10 protein-coding genes and 1 pseudogene are annotated in these 17,965 nt (G+C 71.3%); 8 read left to right on the top strand and 3 right to left on the bottom strand.

Annotation, left to right across the window (positions count from 1 at the left end):
• Positions 1-169: 169 nt before the first annotated feature.
• From ACIRQP_RS16955 to ACIRQP_RS16945, 3 genes and pseudogenes are all read left to right on the top strand, one after another.
• Positions 170-349, top strand: a pseudogene (locus ACIRQP_RS16955) (response regulator transcription factor); the annotation flags it as partial.
• 158 nt (positions 350-507) lie between these two features.
• Complete coding sequence (locus ACIRQP_RS16950) at positions 508-1,395, top strand: ABC transporter substrate-binding protein (RefSeq protein ID WP_403889960.1); 888 nt, start codon at positions 508-510, stop codon at positions 1,393-1,395.
• Positions 1,396-1,441: 46 nt separating this feature from the next.
• On the top strand, positions 1,442-2,449 hold the full coding sequence (locus ACIRQP_RS16945; RefSeq protein WP_403889957.1) for a siderophore-interacting protein: 1,008 nt from the start codon (positions 1,442-1,444) through the stop codon (positions 2,447-2,449).
• A gap of 114 nt (positions 2,450-2,563) precedes the next feature.
• On the opposite strand, the gene ACIRQP_RS16940 is transcribed toward ACIRQP_RS16945, so the two are convergent.
• Positions 2,564-6,046 carry an AfsR/SARP family transcriptional regulator gene (locus ACIRQP_RS16940; protein WP_403889954.1) on the bottom strand — a complete coding sequence of 1,161 codons (3,483 nt, stop codon included), beginning with the start codon at positions 6,044-6,046 and terminating at the stop codon, positions 2,564-2,566.
• 108 nt (positions 6,047-6,154) lie between these two features.
• A complete protein-coding gene (locus ACIRQP_RS16935; protein WP_403889951.1) occupies positions 6,155-8,266 on the bottom strand; it encodes a SpoIIE family protein phosphatase in 2,112 nt (703 codons plus the stop codon).
• Positions 8,267-8,739: 473 nt separating this feature from the next.
• Between ACIRQP_RS16935 and ACIRQP_RS16930 the strand changes: the two genes are divergently transcribed.
• From ACIRQP_RS16930 to ACIRQP_RS16910, 5 genes are all read left to right on the top strand, one after another.
• Positions 8,740-11,175, top strand: coding sequence for an RICIN domain-containing protein (locus tag ACIRQP_RS16930; RefSeq protein ID WP_403889949.1), 2,436 nt, complete (start codon positions 8,740-8,742; stop codon positions 11,173-11,175).
• A gap of 78 nt (positions 11,176-11,253) precedes the next feature.
• Positions 11,254-12,027 (top strand): TetR/AcrR family transcriptional regulator, encoded by a 774-nt coding sequence (locus tag ACIRQP_RS16925; RefSeq protein WP_403889946.1) that lies wholly within the window; start codon positions 11,254-11,256, stop codon positions 12,025-12,027.
• 183 nt (positions 12,028-12,210) lie between these two features.
• A complete protein-coding gene (locus tag ACIRQP_RS16920; protein ID WP_403889943.1) occupies positions 12,211-14,415 on the top strand; it encodes a discoidin domain-containing protein in 2,205 nt (734 codons plus the stop codon).
• 375 nt (positions 14,416-14,790) lie between these two features.
• Positions 14,791-15,285 (top strand): NUDIX domain-containing protein, encoded by a 495-nt coding sequence (locus tag ACIRQP_RS16915; protein ID WP_403889941.1) that lies wholly within the window; start codon positions 14,791-14,793, stop codon positions 15,283-15,285.
• A 67-nt stretch (positions 15,286-15,352) separates the two neighbouring features.
• Positions 15,353-16,333, top strand: coding sequence for a glycoside hydrolase family 75 protein (locus tag ACIRQP_RS16910; RefSeq protein ID WP_403889938.1), 981 nt, complete (start codon positions 15,353-15,355; stop codon positions 16,331-16,333).
• A gap of 123 nt (positions 16,334-16,456) precedes the next feature.
• Here the strand turns inward: ACIRQP_RS16910 and ACIRQP_RS16905 are convergent, their stop codons facing one another.
• Complete coding sequence (locus tag ACIRQP_RS16905) at positions 16,457-17,947, bottom strand: amino acid permease (RefSeq protein WP_403889935.1); 1,491 nt, start codon at positions 17,945-17,947, stop codon at positions 16,457-16,459.
• Between the last annotated feature and the right edge of the window lie 18 nt (positions 17,948-17,965).

Raw genomic sequence — 17,965 nt, 5'->3', positions numbered from 1 at the left:
CTTCACACGATCACCCGCCGGGACGCCGGGGCGCCATCGGAGCCGACACCCATATCCGGGGGTCGCCGACATGTAGACACACGGGTGTACGCCCCCCAGGAGGGCGGGAGCCCGGGGCGGCTTTCGGACCGCTCTCTCGGGGCGGGCGATAGTTGGGGGCGTCTACTGCGAGGAGGAGATCCTCAAGCTGGTGGCCGAGGGACACACCTCCAAGGAGATCGCCGGAATCCTGGTCATCAGCGCCAAGACCGTCGAACGCCATCGCGCCAACCTCCTCCAGAAACTCGGGCTGCGGGACCGGCTGGAGCTCACGCGCTACGCGATCCGGGCCGGTCTGATCGAGCCATAGACGAGTACGTCCGAAGTCCCGTCCGCCCGGGAACGTCTGGTACCCGGCGGGAGTCCGCGCGCCCCGTGCTGGGCAGAGAGTGGATGGCGCCCCTACGAACCCACGTACGGATTCGGTGCCCAGGACACCGCACCAACACGAGCGGAACGAGGCGAGGCATGAACCCGGGCAACAGCTGGGAGTTCACTGACGACCGCGGCCATGTCACCGTGGCACGACGTCACCCGACGAGGGTGGTGGCCTACATACAGGCGGGCGCGACCCTCTGGGACCACGGTCTGCGTCCCCTGGGGATCTTCGGATCCCACCATGACGGGGACACCCCCGATCCGGCGAAGGCGGGCGAACTGCCCCTCGACGAACTGCGCTCCTTCGGCGCGGGCGGCGCCCTCGATCTGGATGCCCTGTTCGCGGCCGAGCCGGATCTCGTCGTCGCCGTCAGCTATGGCGGCGGGCAGGTGTACGGCATCGACCCGGAGGCGGCCAAGCATCTGGAGGAGCAGGTGCCCGTCGTCGTCCTCGATGTGGGGAAGGACCGCTCACTCGACGGGATCAGGGACCGGTTCACCGCGCTGGCCCGCTCGCTGCGTACACCGCTCCGGCCCGCCGAGGCGGACCTGGAGCGCGCGGAGGCCCGGCTGCGCGCCTCGGCGGACCGCCCCGGCGCGCCCCGGGTGCTGGCCCTCTCGGCGGCGGGACCGGGAACGGCGTATCTGGCCCGGCCGCTGACCTGGCCCGATCTACGGGCCGTCAGCGAACTGGGGGTGGCGCTGATCGAGCCCGCGGAGGGTGGCGGGGCCAACTGGCGTACGGTCGAGTGGGCCGAGGCGGCCGCGCTGGAACCGGACATCGTGCTCGCGGACGTACGCGCGAACGCGGCGCCGCGCGACGAACTCCGGGGCAACGCGCACTGGCGTGCCATCGAGGCGCGGGCGCGGATCGTGCCGTGGAACCCGGAGGCGCCGGGCAGCCACCGCGCGCACGCCCGGTTCCTCCACACGGTCGCCGACGCCGTGGACGCGGCCGGCGCCTCGGACGGCGTGTAGGCGCGCTGTCGGTGCCGTGTCGGAGCCGGCTGCCAGCGTGGCCCGTATGACAGACAACGCACCTCAGCCGGACGGCGGCGCCGCACCACGAGCGCTGCCGGTACGGACCGTCGAAGTGACCGCGGTCCGGCGGATCTCGCCGCATATGGCACGCGTCACCTTCGGCGGCCCGTCCCTCGCCGACTTCACCCTGGACGGGCCCGATCAGCAGGTGAAGCTGTACTTCCCGAGGCCGGGGCAGCACGTCCCACGGCTGCCGGAGGCCGGTACGGACGGCGATGTGATGCGGTGGTACGGCGCGTTCCAGGCGATCCCCGAGGAGGAGCGGCCCTGGACGCGCAGCTATACCGTCCGGTCGCACGATCCGCTGCGTGCCACGATCGACATCGATTTCGTCCTGCACGGCGACGTCGGCGGGGACAGCGGGGACGGGGAGGACGGCGGGGACGGGGAGGCGGGCGCCGGTCCCGCGACCTCGTGGGCACGGAAGGCCGCGCCCGGTGCCGTACTCGGCATGTTCGGGCCGTCCGCCTATTTCGCCACCCCCGTACCGCTGGGCACGACCGACTGGCTGCTGCTGGTGGGCGACGAGACGGCCCTGCCCGCGATCGGCACCCTCGTCGAGGCGCTGCCGGAAGGCGCCCGCGCGGTGGCGTATGTCGAGGTCGCGGACGCGGCGGAGGAGCAGCGGTTCGAGACGGCGGGCGAGGTGACGGTGCACTGGCTGCACCGCGGCGGGGCGCCCGCCGGGCGCGGCGGACCGCTGGTGGCGGCGGTGCGTGCCGCGGAGTTCCCGGCGGGTTCGGTCCTCGCCTGGCTGGGCGGCGAGGCGGGCGCGGTCCGTGCGCTGCGGCGCCATCTCGTCGAAGAGCGGGGGCTCGACAAGCGGTCGGTCCACTTCTCCGGCTACTGGCGGCTCGACCTCACCCAGGACGACGCACCGACGGAAGAGGATCTGGCGGAGGCGCGCGAACGTCTTTCGGACGCAACTGACCTGACCAGTGCCGCGACCGGCAAGGTTTGCCCGTCGAGGAGCGGCGGCCGGTGCGTGTGATCGCAAGGCGGCCGGACGTCCTGGTAGCGGAGCTACCCGGGCTTTTGGCCAACGCCGCGAGCGCGCGTGCCGGCCGCCTCGACGGGGCGAACGTTGCCGGTCGCGGCACTGGCGTCAGATGAGGGCGGCGGCCTCCTTCACCGAGAGGCCCTCGCCCTCGGCGCGGGTCCGGGCGCGGGTCCGTTCGTCGAGCGCCGCGCGCACCGCCGCTTCGGCCCTGGCGAGGATCTCCGCGTCCGGGACGGACGGCAGGGTCCCGATACGGAAACCCTCCGGCAGAGCCCGGTGACGGGCGTACGCGCCGAGCAGTCGCGCCGCGTCCTCGGCGGCCCCCAGCCGGGCCTTGGCCCAGGCCGCGCAGGGAAACTGATGGACGATCAGGTGAGGGGTGACCAGATAGGCCAGGCCGTCCAGCCGCCGTACGGCCTGAGCGGTCCGCTCCCGCGCCCGCTCGAAGTCCCCGTCCAGACAGTCCAGCCAGCCGTGCATGCCCGCGACCACACCACCGAGGAAGGGCTGTTCGGCGAAGGCGGCGTCCTCCGTCGCCGCGCCCTCCTCCACCGCGTCCGCCTTCACCGCGTCCGCCTTCACCGCGTCCGCCTCCAGGGCGCCTTCCTCCAGGGCGCGTAGCTGCGTACGCGCCTGATCCGTGCGTCCGGTGCGTCCATAGCGCCGGGCGAGCAACAGCCGGGCGGTGCCCTCGGCGTGCCCCGCCGCCTCGGCGGCCTCCGCGACGGCCTCGATCAGCAGCCGCTCGGCGTCCTGTTCGGCGGCCGGGTCGCCCGCCGACTCAAGGCGTACGGACGCCAGCCGGGCCTTGAACAGGGGCACTTGGGCGAACGCGCCGATCGGCGCACAGCTCTCCATGGCACGTTCGAAGTCGGCGGCGGCCTCCTCGTACCGCCCCTGATACTCGTACAACTCGCCGCGCGCCCAGAGGGCTTGGGCGATCGCGTGGAGATCCCCGGCCCGCTCGAACCGGGCCAGCGCCTCGTCCGCGTCACGCGCCGCTCCGGCCGGCCCGTCGGGACCGCCGTCCAGGCCCTGTCCGGCCAGCTGTGCCCTGAGCATCAGCGCCACCCCGAGATCCCAGCCGCTCCCCCGCTCCCGGCAGGCCCGCACCTGTGCGTCCAGAGCCGCGCCGATCCCGGGGAAGTCCCCCACCATCAGCTTGGCGACGAACCACATGGTTCCCGGCTGGCGGCAGATCTGCGGCAGTCCGGGGCGGTACGCCGCGACGAGCGCGCGCAGCCGCGACGGCGTACCGGGCCAGGTCGGCTCGGAGACATCCGCCTCGCCGCTGCTCGCCAGCACCAGCAGCCGCGCTCCGCGCCGCGCCTCCCACACCTGCTCCTCCGGCCAGGGCGGCGCGAGCGCCGTGCACGGCTCCGTCAGGGGTACGGCGGGCCGTACGGGCGCCCGGAAGGGATCGGGACCGAGCCCGGCGGCGGCGGTGAACCAGGCCCTGGCCTCGGGCCGGTGGTCGCGCAGTTGCCAGAACCAGCTCATCGAGAGCACCAGACAGAGCGCTTCCTGCTCCTCCTTGTGGTCGACTGCGGTACGCAGCGCGGCACGCAGATTGTCGTGCTCCCGCTCGAACCGGCGCAGCAGTAGCGCCTGGCGCGGACCGCGCAGTTCCTGGTCGCCGGTACGGGCCAGTTCCCGGTAGACGGCCAGATGACGGCGCTCGACGGCCGCCCGCTCCCCCGACGCGTCCAGCCGCTCCGCGGCGTACTCGCCGACGGTCTCCAGCAGCCGGTAGCGCATACCCTCCGCGCCCCCGGGGTCCGCGACGACCAGCGACTTGTCGATGAGGGAGGCGAGCAGCCCCGCCGTGTTCCCGTCCTCGGCGCTCTCCTCGCACACGGCCTCCGCCTCCGCGGGGGCGCAGCCGCCGGAGAAGACCGACATACGGCGCAGTACGGCCCGTTCGCCCTCGGTGAGCAGCTCCCAGGACCAGTCGACGACGGCCCGCAGCGTCCGCTGTCTCGGCAGTACGGTCCGGGCCCCGCTGCCCGCGCCGAGCAGCCGGAAGCGGTCGTCCAGCCGGTCCGCGAGCTGACGCGGCTCGAACGCGCGCAGCCGCGCGGCGGCCAGCTCGATGGCTAGCGGCAGCCCGTCGAGCCGGTCACAGATCTCGGCGCACGCGACCGGGTCGTCGGCGGTACGGAATCCGGGCCTGGCGGCGGCGCCGCGTTCGGCGAGCAGCCGGAGGGCCATGTCCTGCGGCAGCGGCCCGACGGTACGTACGGACTCGCCCGGCACGCCGAGCGGTTCGCGGCTGGTGGCCAGCACGCTCACTCCCGGGCAGCCGGTGAGCAGGGTCTCGGCGAGCACGGCGGCGGTGTCGATCACATGCTCGCAGTTGTCGAGCACGATCAACAGCCGCCGCTGTCCACAGTGATCGACGAGCCGTGTCAGCGCGTCGCGAGGCGTGCCTTCCCCGGCCGCCGGGCCCCTTACCACGGTCTCGCGGGCGCCGAGCGCGGTGAGCACCGTCTCGGCCACGGCGGCCGGGTCGCGTACGGGGGCCAGCTCGGCAGGCCACACGCCGTCCGGCCATGCCCCGGCCGCCGCGCGGGCGGCTTCGATGGCGAGCCGGGTCTTTCCGGCGCCGCCGGGACCGGTCAGCGTGATCAGCCGCGCGGCCGGGAGTTCGGCGGCGAGCGCGGCCAGCTCCGGCTCGCGGCCGACGAAGGAGGTGAGAGGGGCGCGGAGGTTACCGGGGATGGCCTGGTCCGCGGGGGCGAGGGACACCGAGTCCACCGGGACCGTCGAGGCAGCCGGGGCGGTCAAGGTCACCGGGGCGGCCCAGGCAGCGGGGGCGGTCGAAGCAGCCGGGGCGGTGGGCGCGGGCTCGTCATCGGCCAGCAGTGCGGCGTGCAGCGCCCGCAGCTCACGGCCGGGTCCGGTACCCAGACGCTCGGCGAGCCGGATGCGCACCTCCTCATACGCCTGGAGAGCCTCGGCCGGCCTGCCGGCCGCGCGCAGAGCCCGGATACGCAGCGCGTGGAGCGGCTCGTCGAGGGGCTGCCCGGCGACGAGGGCCGCGAGACCGGCCAGGGCCCGCTCCGGCCTCCCCCGCGCGACATCGGTGGCCAGCCGGGCGCGGCGGGCCTCGGTGTGCCGCTGTTCGGCGCGTACGGCACGCGGGTCGGTGTCCCGTCCCGGAAGGTCCGCGAGCGCGGGCCCGTCCCAGAGCGCCAGGGCCTCGTCCAGCACCGTGGCCGCCTGCCGCGGATCGCCGGCGCCGAGGGCCGCGGTGCCCTCGGCCGCGAGCCGTTCGAAGCGGTAGAGGTCAATGTCGTCGCGGTCCGCGTTCAGCCGGTAGCCGCCGGGCGCCGAGGCCACGGCAGCGCTTCCGAGGGCTCGCCGTACCCGCCCCACCAGGGCCTGGAGCGCCGCGATCTCATCGGTGGGCGTGTGCGCGTCCTCGCCCCGGATCTGGTCCGCCAGCTGTCCGGTGCCCACGACCCGGCCCCCGGCGGCGGCGAGCGCGCAGAGCAGCGCCCGCAGCCGCGCCCCGCTGAGCGGCACCTCGGTCCCGTCCTGGCGAACGGCCCGGGTGGTACCGAGCACGCGATAGCGGTAGGTCACAGGACCATTGTCCCCGCCGCCCAGGCCCCGGGACGCAGCGGGGACTCCGCCCCCGGCCCGTCCGCCGACATCCGCTGTGTAAGAGCAGCGCTCCATGCCTGGTCGCGCTCAGCCCCGTCCGCCGCCCGGCCGGAACTCGCACCAGACCGCCTTGCCGTCCCCGCGCGGCTCGACCCCCCAGCGCTCGGCCACCGCGTCCACCAGCAGCAGCCCTCTTCCGGAGGTGGCCGCCTCGCCGGGCTCCCGGCGGCGGGGCCAGACGCTGGAGCGGTCCTTGACCCACAGACGCACCCGGCGCACCGGCTCCGGCAGGACCTCCAGGGTGAGTACGGCGCCGCCCTCGGTGTGGAGCAGCACATTCACCAGCAGCTCGCCGGCGGCCAGCTCCACATCATCAGTGAGCCCGGCCAGTCCCCAGTCCGCCAGCGCCTGGCGCAGCACGGCACGGCTCTCGACCAGGCCCTCCGGGTCCGCCTGGTGGACGTACAGATGCATACGGGGCGCCTGGTCGGTGCCGGGATCGGGGCGGCGGCGCAGCACGAGCAGTGCGATGTCGTCGCCCGTCCCCCAGCGCTCCCACAGCCGCTCCGAGAGATGGTCGGCCAGCGCGCCCGCCCGTCCGGGACCGGTCCGTACCATCTCGGCGAGGGCGTCCATCCCGACCGAGATGTCGGTGCCGGGCTCCTCGACCAGCCCATCGGTGCACAGCACCAGGGTCTCGCCCGGTACGAGGTCGAGCCGGGTCTCCGGGAACTCCTCCTGTCCGAAGGCCGTGGCGAACCCCAGCGGCAGTCCGCCGCGCAGATTGGGCCAGCCGATTCTGCCGTCGTTGTGCCGGACGAGCGGACCGAGATGGCCGGCCCGTACGGCGCGTATCCCGCCGGTGGCCAGGTCCACCTGGGCGTATACGCAGGTCGCGAAGCGTTCCGTGTCGAGTTCGGTGAGAAAGCGCGAGGCGCGTGCCAGGACGGTCGCGGGCGCGTGGCCCTCGCCCGCGAAGGCGCGCAGGGCGATACGCAGCTGGCCCATGATGGCGGCGGCGTGTGTGTCGTGCCCCTGGACATCACCGATCACGATGCCGACCCGGCCCTGGGGCAGTGCTATGACGTCGTACCAGTCGCCGCCCACCTCCCTGCCGCTCCAGGCCGCGTGGTAGCGGACCGCGATCTCCGCGCCGGGGAACTCCGGGATGTCGCGGGGCAGCATGGACGCCTGGAGGCCGGTCGCGAACTCGCGCTCCTGGTCGAAGAGGACGGCGCGCTGAAGGGACTGGGCCACGATGCCCGCCAGGCCCATCAACATGGCGCGGTCCTCGGCCGAGAAGTGCGTGCGGTGCCGGTAGAAGAGCGCCAGACAGCCGATGGAGCGGGTCTGGGCGACCAGCGGCAGGAAGGCCGCCGCGTCGGCCCCGAGTCCCCGGACGTACGGCCGGAGCCGGGGGAAGCGGTCGATCACCAGATCACGCAGTGAGCTGACGAACCTCGGCCGCTGGTTCAGGACCGCCTCGGCGAGCGGCAGGGAGCCGTCGAGGCGGTGGAGCCGCAGGTCGTCGAGTACCTCGATGGACTCACCGGCCAGCGCGATGAGCTTCAGGGCGCCGCCCTCCACCAGGCCGAGTGCGAGTCCGTCGGCGCCGAAGTGCTCAAGACCGCCCGCGCCCGTCAGCGCGGCGGCGACATCGTCCACGGTGATCGCCCGGGAGAGGGCGTCCGTGGTGCTGTGGACCATGGTCGTCATGCCCGCACTGCCTGTACCACCTGTACCGCCCGTGCCGCCCGTACCTCCCGTACCGCCCGCTTCCGCCGGGTTGACCACGGTGAATTCGGAGAGGTCCGCCGTGGCGTTCCGTACGATGCCGACGATGCGGTACGGGCGGCCCTTTTGGTCGCGCAGGATGTGGCCCCTCGTATGGGTCCACTGGCGTATTCCGGTGCGGCGCGTCAGCTGGAAGTACGAACCGTACGAGGACCGGCCGCTCCGGATCGCCGTGTCCACCACGGCCTGGAGGCGCAGCCCCTCCTCGCGGGGCACCCGTGCGCCCAGGGTCTCGGCCACGCCGTCGTACTCGTCGGGGCGCATGTCGAACACGTCGAGGCCCGCCGCATCGAGCTCGAAGGCCCCGCTTTCGAGGTCCCAGTCGAAGCTGCCCATGCGGTTCAGTGCGAGTCTCTCGTCCGCACCGATCACCGGCCGGTCCCGGTCCCGATCGCGTCCTGCCATCGCCCGCTCCGGAGGTGGGCTGAGAGCCCGGTCAGCCTGCCGGACTCCTCACCGAGTTTTCGTGGCGTTCGAACGCATGTAGCGTAACTTTCCCGGGAAAACGTTGCACTACGGGCGAATCGTGACCGCCGCCCGGCTCCCCCTCGACCAGGCCCAGCGGCGAGCCACGAGGCGGAGAGCGGGGACCGGGCCGCGCCCGTGCCCGAAGGCCGCCCGTGTGACGGACAGCAGATGGTCCCGGGTGACACCTCCCCGTATGGCATCCATCCCGTGCCTCCCCGCGCATCGTCCGGGCCGAAAGGATCAACCTAAGGGCTGTCCCGTGATCCACCAGGGATTACCGGACAGCCCTTAGCCTTCCGATCCGCTCCGCCCCACGCCTGGACAGAGCGACAGCCGCGTGCTGTGATGCCAACTCCCCTCATTTTCAACGTTGTACAGCTCGGCACCGACATGGATGGGAGTCCCTGATCATGCTCGACCGACGACGTTTTCTGCACACCGGCACCCTCGCGATCGGCAGCGGGGTCCTCCTCGGCCCCTTCGCCCCCTCCGCCTCCGCCGTGGCTCCGGCACCCGGCGGCTGGTACGCGCCAAACGCCGCGCCGCTCGCCCCCACCGCCTTCCAGAAGCTCCCTCTCGGCAGCGTCACGGCCCGAGGCTGGCTCTCGGGGCAGCTGCGCCTCCTCCTCGACGGCCTCTTCGGCCGCTACGCCGAGATCTCCCACTTCCTGCGGTTCGACGAGTCCGGCTGGGTCCACCCGGAGAAGGACGGCTGGGAGGAAGTCACCTACTGGCTGCGCGGATACGTCAGCCTCGCCGCGCTCACCGGCGACCGGGACGCCCTCGCCACGAGCCGCCGCTGGATCGACGCGATCCTCGCCACTCAGCGGCCGGACGGTTTCTTCGGCCCCACCCGGCTGCGTACCGCCCTCAACGGCGGCCCCGACTTCTGGCCCTATCTGCCGCTGCTCCAGGCGCTGCGCTCGCACGAGGAGTTCACCGGAGACCAGCGGATCTTGCCGTTCATGGTGCCTTTCCTCCGCTATATGAACGCGCAGGGCCCCGGGGCGTTCAACTCCAGCTGGGTTTCGAAGCGCTGGGGCGACGGTCTCGACATCGCCATGTGGGTCTACAACCGCACCCGCGAGCCCTTTCTTCTCGACCTGGCCGACACCATGCACACACATGGCGCGAACTGGGTCGATCGCTTCCCCGATCTGCACAATGTCAATATCGCCCAGGGTTTCCGCGAGCCCGCGCAGTACGCCCTGCGCTCGGGGTCCGCCGAACTCACCCGGTCCACCTACCGCAACTACGCCGCCGTCATGGGCTCCTACGGCCAGTTCCCCGGGGGCGGATTCGCGGGGGACGAGAACGCGCGGCCCGGCTTCGGTGACCCCCGGCAGGGCTTCGAGACCTGCGGCATCGTCGAGTTCATGGCCAGCCATGAACTGCTCACCCGTATCACCGGCGACCCGGTGTGGGCCGACCGCTGCGAGGAGCTGGCCTTCAACATGCTCCCGGCCGCCACGGACCCATGGGGCCGGGGCGTGCACTACATCACCTCCGCCAACAGCGTCGGTCTCGACAACTCCCGCAAGAGCCAGGGGCAGTTCCAGAACGGCTTCGCGATGCAGTCGTTCCAGCCCGGCGTCGACCAGTACCGCTGCTGCCCGCACAACTACGGCATGGGCTGGCCCTACTTCACCGAGGAACTGTGGCTCGCGACCCCCGACCGGGGACTGGCCGCCGCGATGTACGCGGCGAGCCGTGTCCGGGCGAAGGTCGCCGACGGCACGGAGATCACCGTCACCGAGGACACCGACTATCCCTTCAAGGAGATGGTCACCCTCACCGTCTCCACCCCGCGCCGCCTCCGCTTCCCTCTGTATCTGCGGATTCCCGGCTGGTGCGAACACCCCGAGCTCTCCGTCGACGGACGGCGGACAGCCGCCACGGCGGGGCCCGCCTTCGTCAAGGTCGACCGCACATGGAGCGACGGTGACCGGGTGGCTCTGCGGCTGCCGCAGCGCACCACCGTGCGCCGCTGGGACGACAACCACGGCGCCGTCAGCGTCGACCACGGCCCGCTGACCTATTCCCTGCGGATCGGCGAGCGGTACGAGCGCTACGCGGGGACGGACGACTTCCCCGAGCTCGCCGTGCACGCGAGCGGACCGTGGAACTACGGCCTCGCCACCGACCGGCCCGCGGATCCGCCGGCGGATCTGCGGTTCTCCGCCGACGACGGCCCGCTGTCGGGCGACCCCTTCACCCAGGAGGGCACCCCGGTCCGGATCACCGCCCCCGCCCGCCGGATCACCGAGTGGGTCGCGGACAACGAGCGGGTCATCGCTCCCCTCCAGGACAGCCCGGCCCGCGGCACGTCGGCCGTGGAGCGGGTCACGCTGATCCCGATGGGCGCGGCCAGGCTCCGTATCACCACCTTCCCGACCGCGAACCCCGAAGGGCGGCCCTGGACGCCCGAACCCGCCTTCCGCCGCGTCCAGAACAAGCACAGCGGGAAGGTGCTGGCCGTGGACGGAATGTCGCTGGCCGACAGCGCCCGGGTGGTGCAGTTCGACAATTCCGGTACGGCGGACCATGCCTGGCAGCTGACCGACGCCGGCGGCGGCTGGTCCCTGATCCGGAACGGGAACAGCGGCAAGGTGCTCGGCGTCGACGGAATGTCCACCGCCGACAGCGCGCCGGTGGTGCAGTTCGCGGACAACGGGACCGACGACCACCTCTGGCAGCTGCTGGACAACGGCGACGGCTGGTATCGCATCCGCAACAAGCACAGCGGGAAGGTGCTGGGCGTCGACGGGATGTCGACCGCCAACAGCGCCCAGGTGGTCCAGTTCGACGACAACGGCACGGACGACCATCTGTGGAAGCTGCTCTGACAGGACTCCGACCGGGGCGTAGCGATTCACACGTCGGCGTGATAGCAACGCTACGCTCTGGTTGGTAGCATCCCTTCCATGAGCACGCGAACACGCATCCTGGAAGCGGCCGCCGATCTTGTGGCGAAGTCGCCGGACGGCGATATCTCCACGCGCGCGGTCTGCGAAGCCGCCCAGGTCGGCGCACCGGTGCTCTACCGGCAGTTCGGCGACAAGGAGGGGCTCCTCTCCGCCGTCGTCGACCACGGCTTCGACAACTACCTGGCGACCAAGCGCCTTCGTCAGCCGGGAACCGATCCGATCCAGGATCTGCGCGACGGCTGGGACACCCACGTGGCGTTCGCGCTGGCGAATCCCAACCTGTACCGGCTGATGAACTCCCCACTGATGCACAAGCCGCCGACCTCAGCACTGGAAACGCATCAGATCCTCACCCGCGATCTCGAACGAGCCGCGGCCCAGGGCAAACTGCGGCTCTCCCCCGAACTCGCGGCCCAGATGGTCATGTCGGCCAATGTCGGCGTGGCACTGATGCTGGTCGCCCGCCCCACCACCTTCACGGACCCTGATATGTCACGGCGGGTGCGCGACGCGGTGCACGCCGCCGTGTTCACTCCGGAGGCGATGTACGGGGAGACCTCGGCCGATGACACGGCCACGCAACCCGTCGGCACCCCGGCCGCCGCGACACGCCTGGGGGCACTGATCCGGCAGTCGCCACCCAAGGTCCTGACCACCGCCGAGGCCGTACTGCTGAACGAGTGGCTGGAGCGCGTGGCGAACGCGCCGGACACCCCAGGCGCACCCCCGTCGTCAGATCTCGAAACGACGCCCACCCGAGACGCGACATAAATAACCACAACGGCCGCGCCCCGACCGTGATTTCTTGTCCGCCGCGGAATGAGACGGGCGGGTTCGCGCACAACTCTTGACGTGTACGAAACACGGGAGAAGCATCTCCGGTACTCAGAGAGCGCTCTCCAAGCTCTCTTCCGCTGCGCCTCCCGCATTGCCGATGACTCAGGAGACCTGCCCATGCACGCTCCTCCGCTCGCTTCACCGGTGTTCCGCAGACCCTCGCCCGCACGGCGGCGAACCGCACACCGGCGAGGGCTGGCCGCCTCCCTCGCGGCGACCCTGATCGCCTCCCTGTTACTCCTCCTCCCCGGCACCTCCGCCCAGGCCGCGCCCGCCCTGCTCTCCCAGGGCAAGCCCGTGACCACCTCCAGCCAGGAGAACGCCGGCACCCCCGCCACCGGGGCCGTCGACGGCGACAACGGGACCCGCTGGTCGAGCGCGGCGTCCGATCCGCAGTGGATCCAGGTCGACCTCGGGGCCACCGCCGCCGTCGGTCAGATCGTCCTGCGCTGGGAGACCGCGTACGCCACGGCGTACCGGATCGAGTTCTCCACCAACGGCACGGCCTGGACCACCGCGTACTCCACCACCACCGGGCCCGGCGGCACGGAAACGCTCAACGTCTCGGGCGACGCCCGTTATGTACGGATATACGGCACCGCGCGCGCCACCCAGTGGGGCTACTCGCTCTGGGAGTTCCAGGTCTTCGGCGGCACCCCGGGCGGCGGGGACCCGCTCCCGGGCGGTGGTGATCTCGGGCCGAACGTGGTGGTCTTCGATCCGTCGACGCCCAATATCCAGGGCAGGCTGGACGAGATCTTCCGCCAGCAGGAGACGGCGCAGTTCGGGTCGGGCCGCTACCAGCTGTTGTTCAAGCCCGGCACCTACAACAACATCAACGCCCAGCTCGGCTTCTACACCTCGATCTCCGGCCTCGGACTCTCACCCGACGACACCACCTTCAACGGTGACGTGACCGTGGACGCCGGCTGGTTCAACGGCAACGCCACCCAGAACTTCTGGCGCTCCGCCGAGAACCTCGCCCTCAACCCCGTCAACGGCACCAACCGCTGGGCCGTCGCCCAGGCCGCACCCTTCCGCCGCATGCACGTCAAAGGCGGCCTCAACCTCGCCCCCAACGGCTACGGCTGGGCCAGCGGCGGCTACATCGCCGACAGCCGCGTCGACGGCACCGTCGGCCCCTACTCCCAGCAGCAGTGGTACACCCGCGACAGCAGCGTCGGAGGCTGGACCAACGCCGTCTGGAACATGACCTTCTCCGGCGTCGAAGGCGCCCCCGCCCAGAGCTTCCCCAACCCGCCCTACACCACCCTCAACAACACCCCCGTCTCACGCGAGAAGCCCTTCCTCTATCTCGACGGGAACGCCTACAAGGTGTTCGTACCCGCCAAGCGCACCAACGCGCGCGGCACCACCTGGGGCAATGGCGCGCCACAGGGCCAGTCGCTGCCGCTCGACCAGTTCTATGTCGTCAAGCCGGGCGCGACCGCGGCGACGATCAACCAGGCGCTCGCGCAGGGGCTCAACCTGCTGTTCACACCCGGCATTTACCACGTCGATCAGCCGATCAACGTGAACCGCGCCAACACCGTCGTGCTGGGGCTCGGGCTCGCCACGATCGTCCCGGACAACGGGGTGACCGCCATGAAGGTCGCCGATGTGGACGGGGTGAAGCTGGCGGGCTTCCTGATCGACGCCGGGCCGGTGAACTCGCCGACGCTGCTGGAGGTCGGCCCCCAGGGCTCGGCCGCGGACCACTCCGCCAACCCCACCACCGTGCAGGACGTCTTCATCAGGATCGGCGGCGCCGGCCCCGGCAAGGCCACCACCAGCATGGTGATCAACAGTGACGACACGATCATCGACCACACCTGGGTCTGGCGCGCCGACCACGGCGCCGGCGTCGGTTGGGAGACCAACCGCGCGGATTACGGTGTCCGGGTCAACGGCGACGATGTGCTGGCCACGGGGCTCTTCGTCGAGCACTTCAACAAGTACGACGTGGAGTGGTACGGCGAGAACGGCAGGACGATCTTCTTCCAGAACGAGAAGGCGTACGACGCCCCCAACCAGGCCGCCATCCAGAACGGCGCCATCAAGGGCTACGCCGCCTACAAGGTCGCCGACACCGTCAACAACCACGAGGGCTGGGGTCTGGGCAGCTACTGCAACTACACCTCGGACTCGACCATCCGCCAGGATCACGGCTTCCAGGCGCCGGTCAAACCCGGAGTGAGGTTCCACGATCTCCTGGTCGTCTCCCTGGGCGGTATGGGCCAGTACAACCATGTGATCAACAGCATCGGGTCGCCCACCTCGGGAACCTCGACGATTCCGTCGACGGTGACCTCCTTCCCGTAGGGGTCCCCAAGAGGTCCTCGGGAGGTCAGGTCCCGTAGAGGTCCCATACGAAGTCCCGCTCGAAGTCCCGCTCGAAGTCCCGCTCGAAGGGGCCCGGCCTCGCATCGAGGCCGGGCCCCGGCCCGTTACCCGACCGACGGGCCGGCGCCGTGTACTGACCGGATGCGGCGCCCACGTACGGCGGAACCATTCATACGATCGGCCGGGCGGCACACCGTAAAGCTGCGGCTTCCCGTGACGCGCCCGATGATGCGTCGAAGGCCCCGCCGCCCACGGGCCCGGCACAGAACATCGACATCGAGGACGTGAGCGGAACCCGCACAGACAGCCGACGCCCGGAATGCACCGTTACGTACCTGTGCCCAGACTGACGGCATGTCGGGCAAACAGAGCGCGGGGCTCCTGGTGTACCGGGTGACGGACACCGGTGCCGAGGTGCTCCTCGGGCACATGGGCGGGCCGTTCTGGTCCGGCCGCGATGCCGCCGCCTGGTCGATCCCCAAGGGGGAGCACGGACCGGACGAGCGGCCGGAGGACGCCGCGCGCCGGGAGTTCCAGGAGGAACTGGGTCTGCCACCGCCCGACGGACCATGGATCCCGCTCGGCGAGGTTCGGCAGCGGGCCGGCAAGACGGTGACGGTCTGGGCCGTAGAGGGGGATCTCGATCCCGTCCTCGCCGTGCCCGGCACTTTCACCATGGAGTGGCCGAGAGGATCGGGTGTCCTGCGCGAATTTCCCGAGCTGGACCGTGTCGCCTGGTTCTCCCTGGAGGACGCCGTGGAGCCACTGGTGACGGGGCAGCGGGTCTTCCTCGACCGGCTGAGCGAGTGCATAGGCGACGGCCGCAGGCCGTCCCCGCCCAGCCGCTGACCCTGTCATCCGGGTGCCGCCCAGGCGCGCCGTCCAGTCCGGTTCATTCAGGAAAGGGATCTTCTTCGTGCCCCGTCGTCCCCATGTCTTCGTCGCCGCCAGTACGGCGCTGCTCGCCGCCGCGGTCCTCCCCGCGACCGTGCTCCCCGCCCTGGCCGTGCCCGCCGAGGCGCCGCACGCCCCCTCATCACCCGCCCGCGCATCGCCCGACGCCGCGTCCGTCGACCCCGCGTTCCGCGCCTACGCCGCCGGCTCCGCATCCACACTCCCCTCCGTACCCCCCTCCGTGCCCCCCTCCGCACCCGCACCCGCATCCGCACCCCCCTCCGCGCCCGCATCCGCACCCCCCTCCCCATCGCCCGAACGGCACGGCCCATCGCCCGAACGGCACGGCGCGCCGGAGCCCGCGGCAGGGCCGCCCGCCGCTAAAGAATCGTTCAGGCAGGACGGGCTCCCCGAGGACGGACCCGTCACCGCGGCCGCTCTGCTGGCCAGGGCCGGCGGCTGCGAACAGATCTCCAACGGGCAGTACCGCACCCGCGAGAGCACTCCGGCCACGATCCCTGTCTGCGACGCCAAGGGCGCCGTCTTCTGGAAGGCCGACATGGACATCGACTGCGACGGCCAGGCCACGGCCCACTGCAACTCCGCGGCCGACCCCTACTACCAGAACACCACCGCGTACACCCAGGCCGACGGCAAGGCGCTCAACCCGGAGGAGCTGCCGTATATCGTCGTGCCCCTCTCCAGCTCCATCTGGGACTACCGCTCGTCGGGCATCCGGGGCGGATCCGTCGCGGCGGTCGTCCACCGCGACAAGGTGGAGTACGCCGTCGTCGGCGACAAGGGCCCACCGGGGATCATCGGGGAGGCGTCGTACGCGACGGCACGCGCGCTGGGGATCGCGGCCGACCCCACGGGCGGCGGGGTCCCGTCGGGAGTGACGTACATCGTCTTCAAGGACTCCGAGCTCTCCCGGCTGGACGACCAGGAGACCATCACGCGGCGCGGCGACGAGCTGGCGAAACAATTCCTCAGGGACAACTGAGCGGAGCCGGCCGGAAGAACACCGGAGAACGGGGGAGGAAAGCACCACGCATACGTGCGGCGGGGGCCCCGCCCTCGGGCCGGACCCCCGCCGCACACCGCGTCCCTCCGGACGCAAGAAGGCTCAGACGATGCCTTCCGAGATCTCCGACTGCTCGCGCGCGTTGCCGTACGCCTGCGGGGTGCTGTACGAGCCACGGGCTATGTACCACCAAGCGGTCGCCAGGATCAGCACCACGGCCAGGGCGATCACGGCGTAGTTCATCGAGTCGACCGTCACCGGGTTCGACTGGGGCAGGCAGAAGAGCACGGTGACCAGGGCCACCCACACCACGGCTGTCCAGCCGATCGGCTTGCTCCAGCGCCCGAGCGTCCACGGTCCGGGCTCGAAGCGGTCCTTGGCGCGCAGCTTCAGGAAGATGGGGATGGCGTAGGCCGGGGTGATACCGATGACGTTGATGGCCGTCACCGCGCCGTACGCCGTCGTGGAGTACAGGGACGGTAGGGCGAGCACACCCGCGACGATGACCGCCAGCCAGACCGCGGGGACCGGGGTCTGGGTACGGCTGCTGACGCGCCGCCACAGCGCCGAACCCGGCAGGGCGTTGTCACGGCTGAAGGCGAAGACCATCCGGCTGGCCGCCGCGACCTCCGCGTTGCCGCAGAACAGCTGCGCCACGATCACGAGCAGCAGCAGCGCCGTGGCACCGCTCGTACCGAGGGCGTCGATCAGGATCTGCGCGGGCGGCACGCCCGTGGCACTGTTCTGGGCGCCCGCGTAGTCCTGGATGGCGAAGGTGAGACCGGCCAGCAGGACGAAACCGGCGATCCAGGAGACCCAGATGGCCCGGACTATCCCGCGCGCGGCGGTGACGGACGCGTTCGAGGTCTCCTCCGAGAGATGCGCCGAGGCGTCGTAGCCGCAGAAGGTGTACTGCGCGAGCAGCAGCCCGATGGCGGCCACATAGAGCGGGTTCTGCCAGCCGGTGTCATTGACGAACTCGGTGAAGACGAACGACGGCGACTGGTGGTGGTCGGGGACGATCGCCAGGGCACCGACGATGATGGCGACACCGGCCAGATGCCACCACACACTGATCGAGTTGAGCACGCTGACCAGCTTCACCCCGAACAGGTTCAGCACGGCGTGCAGCAGCAGGATGCACAGGAAGATGACAAAGGTCCAGCCCGGGGTGGGGCTGAAGCCGAACTGGAGATTGAGGAAGGCTCCAGTGAACAGCGCGGCTCCGTAGTCGATTCCCGCGATCGCGCCGAGCAGTCCGAGCAGGTTGAGCCAGCCGGTGTACCAGCCCCACTTACGGCCGCCGAGCCGGTCCGCCATGTAGTAGAGGGCGCCCGAGGTCGGATACGCGCTCGTGACCTCGGCCAGCGCCATGCCGACGCAGAGCACGAACAGACCGACGCCCGCCCAGCCCCAGAGCATCACCGAAGGACCGCCGGCGCCCATGCCGAAGCCGTACAGGGTCATGCAGCCGGACAGGATGGAGATGACCGAGAAGCTGATGGCGAAGTTGCCGAAACCGCCCATGCGACGGGCGAGGACGGGCTGGTAGCCGAGCTCGCGCAGCCGCTCTTCTTCGTCCTTCTGTGGCATGGGACCGACCTTCGACCA

Source organism: Streptomyces sp. NPDC102274 (genome assembly GCF_044766385.1).
GTDB lineage: Bacteria > Actinomycetota > Actinomycetes > Streptomycetales > Streptomycetaceae > Streptomyces.
The sequence above is the reverse complement of the archived record's forward strand: the minus strand, read 5'-3'. Positions and strand labels throughout refer to the sequence as shown.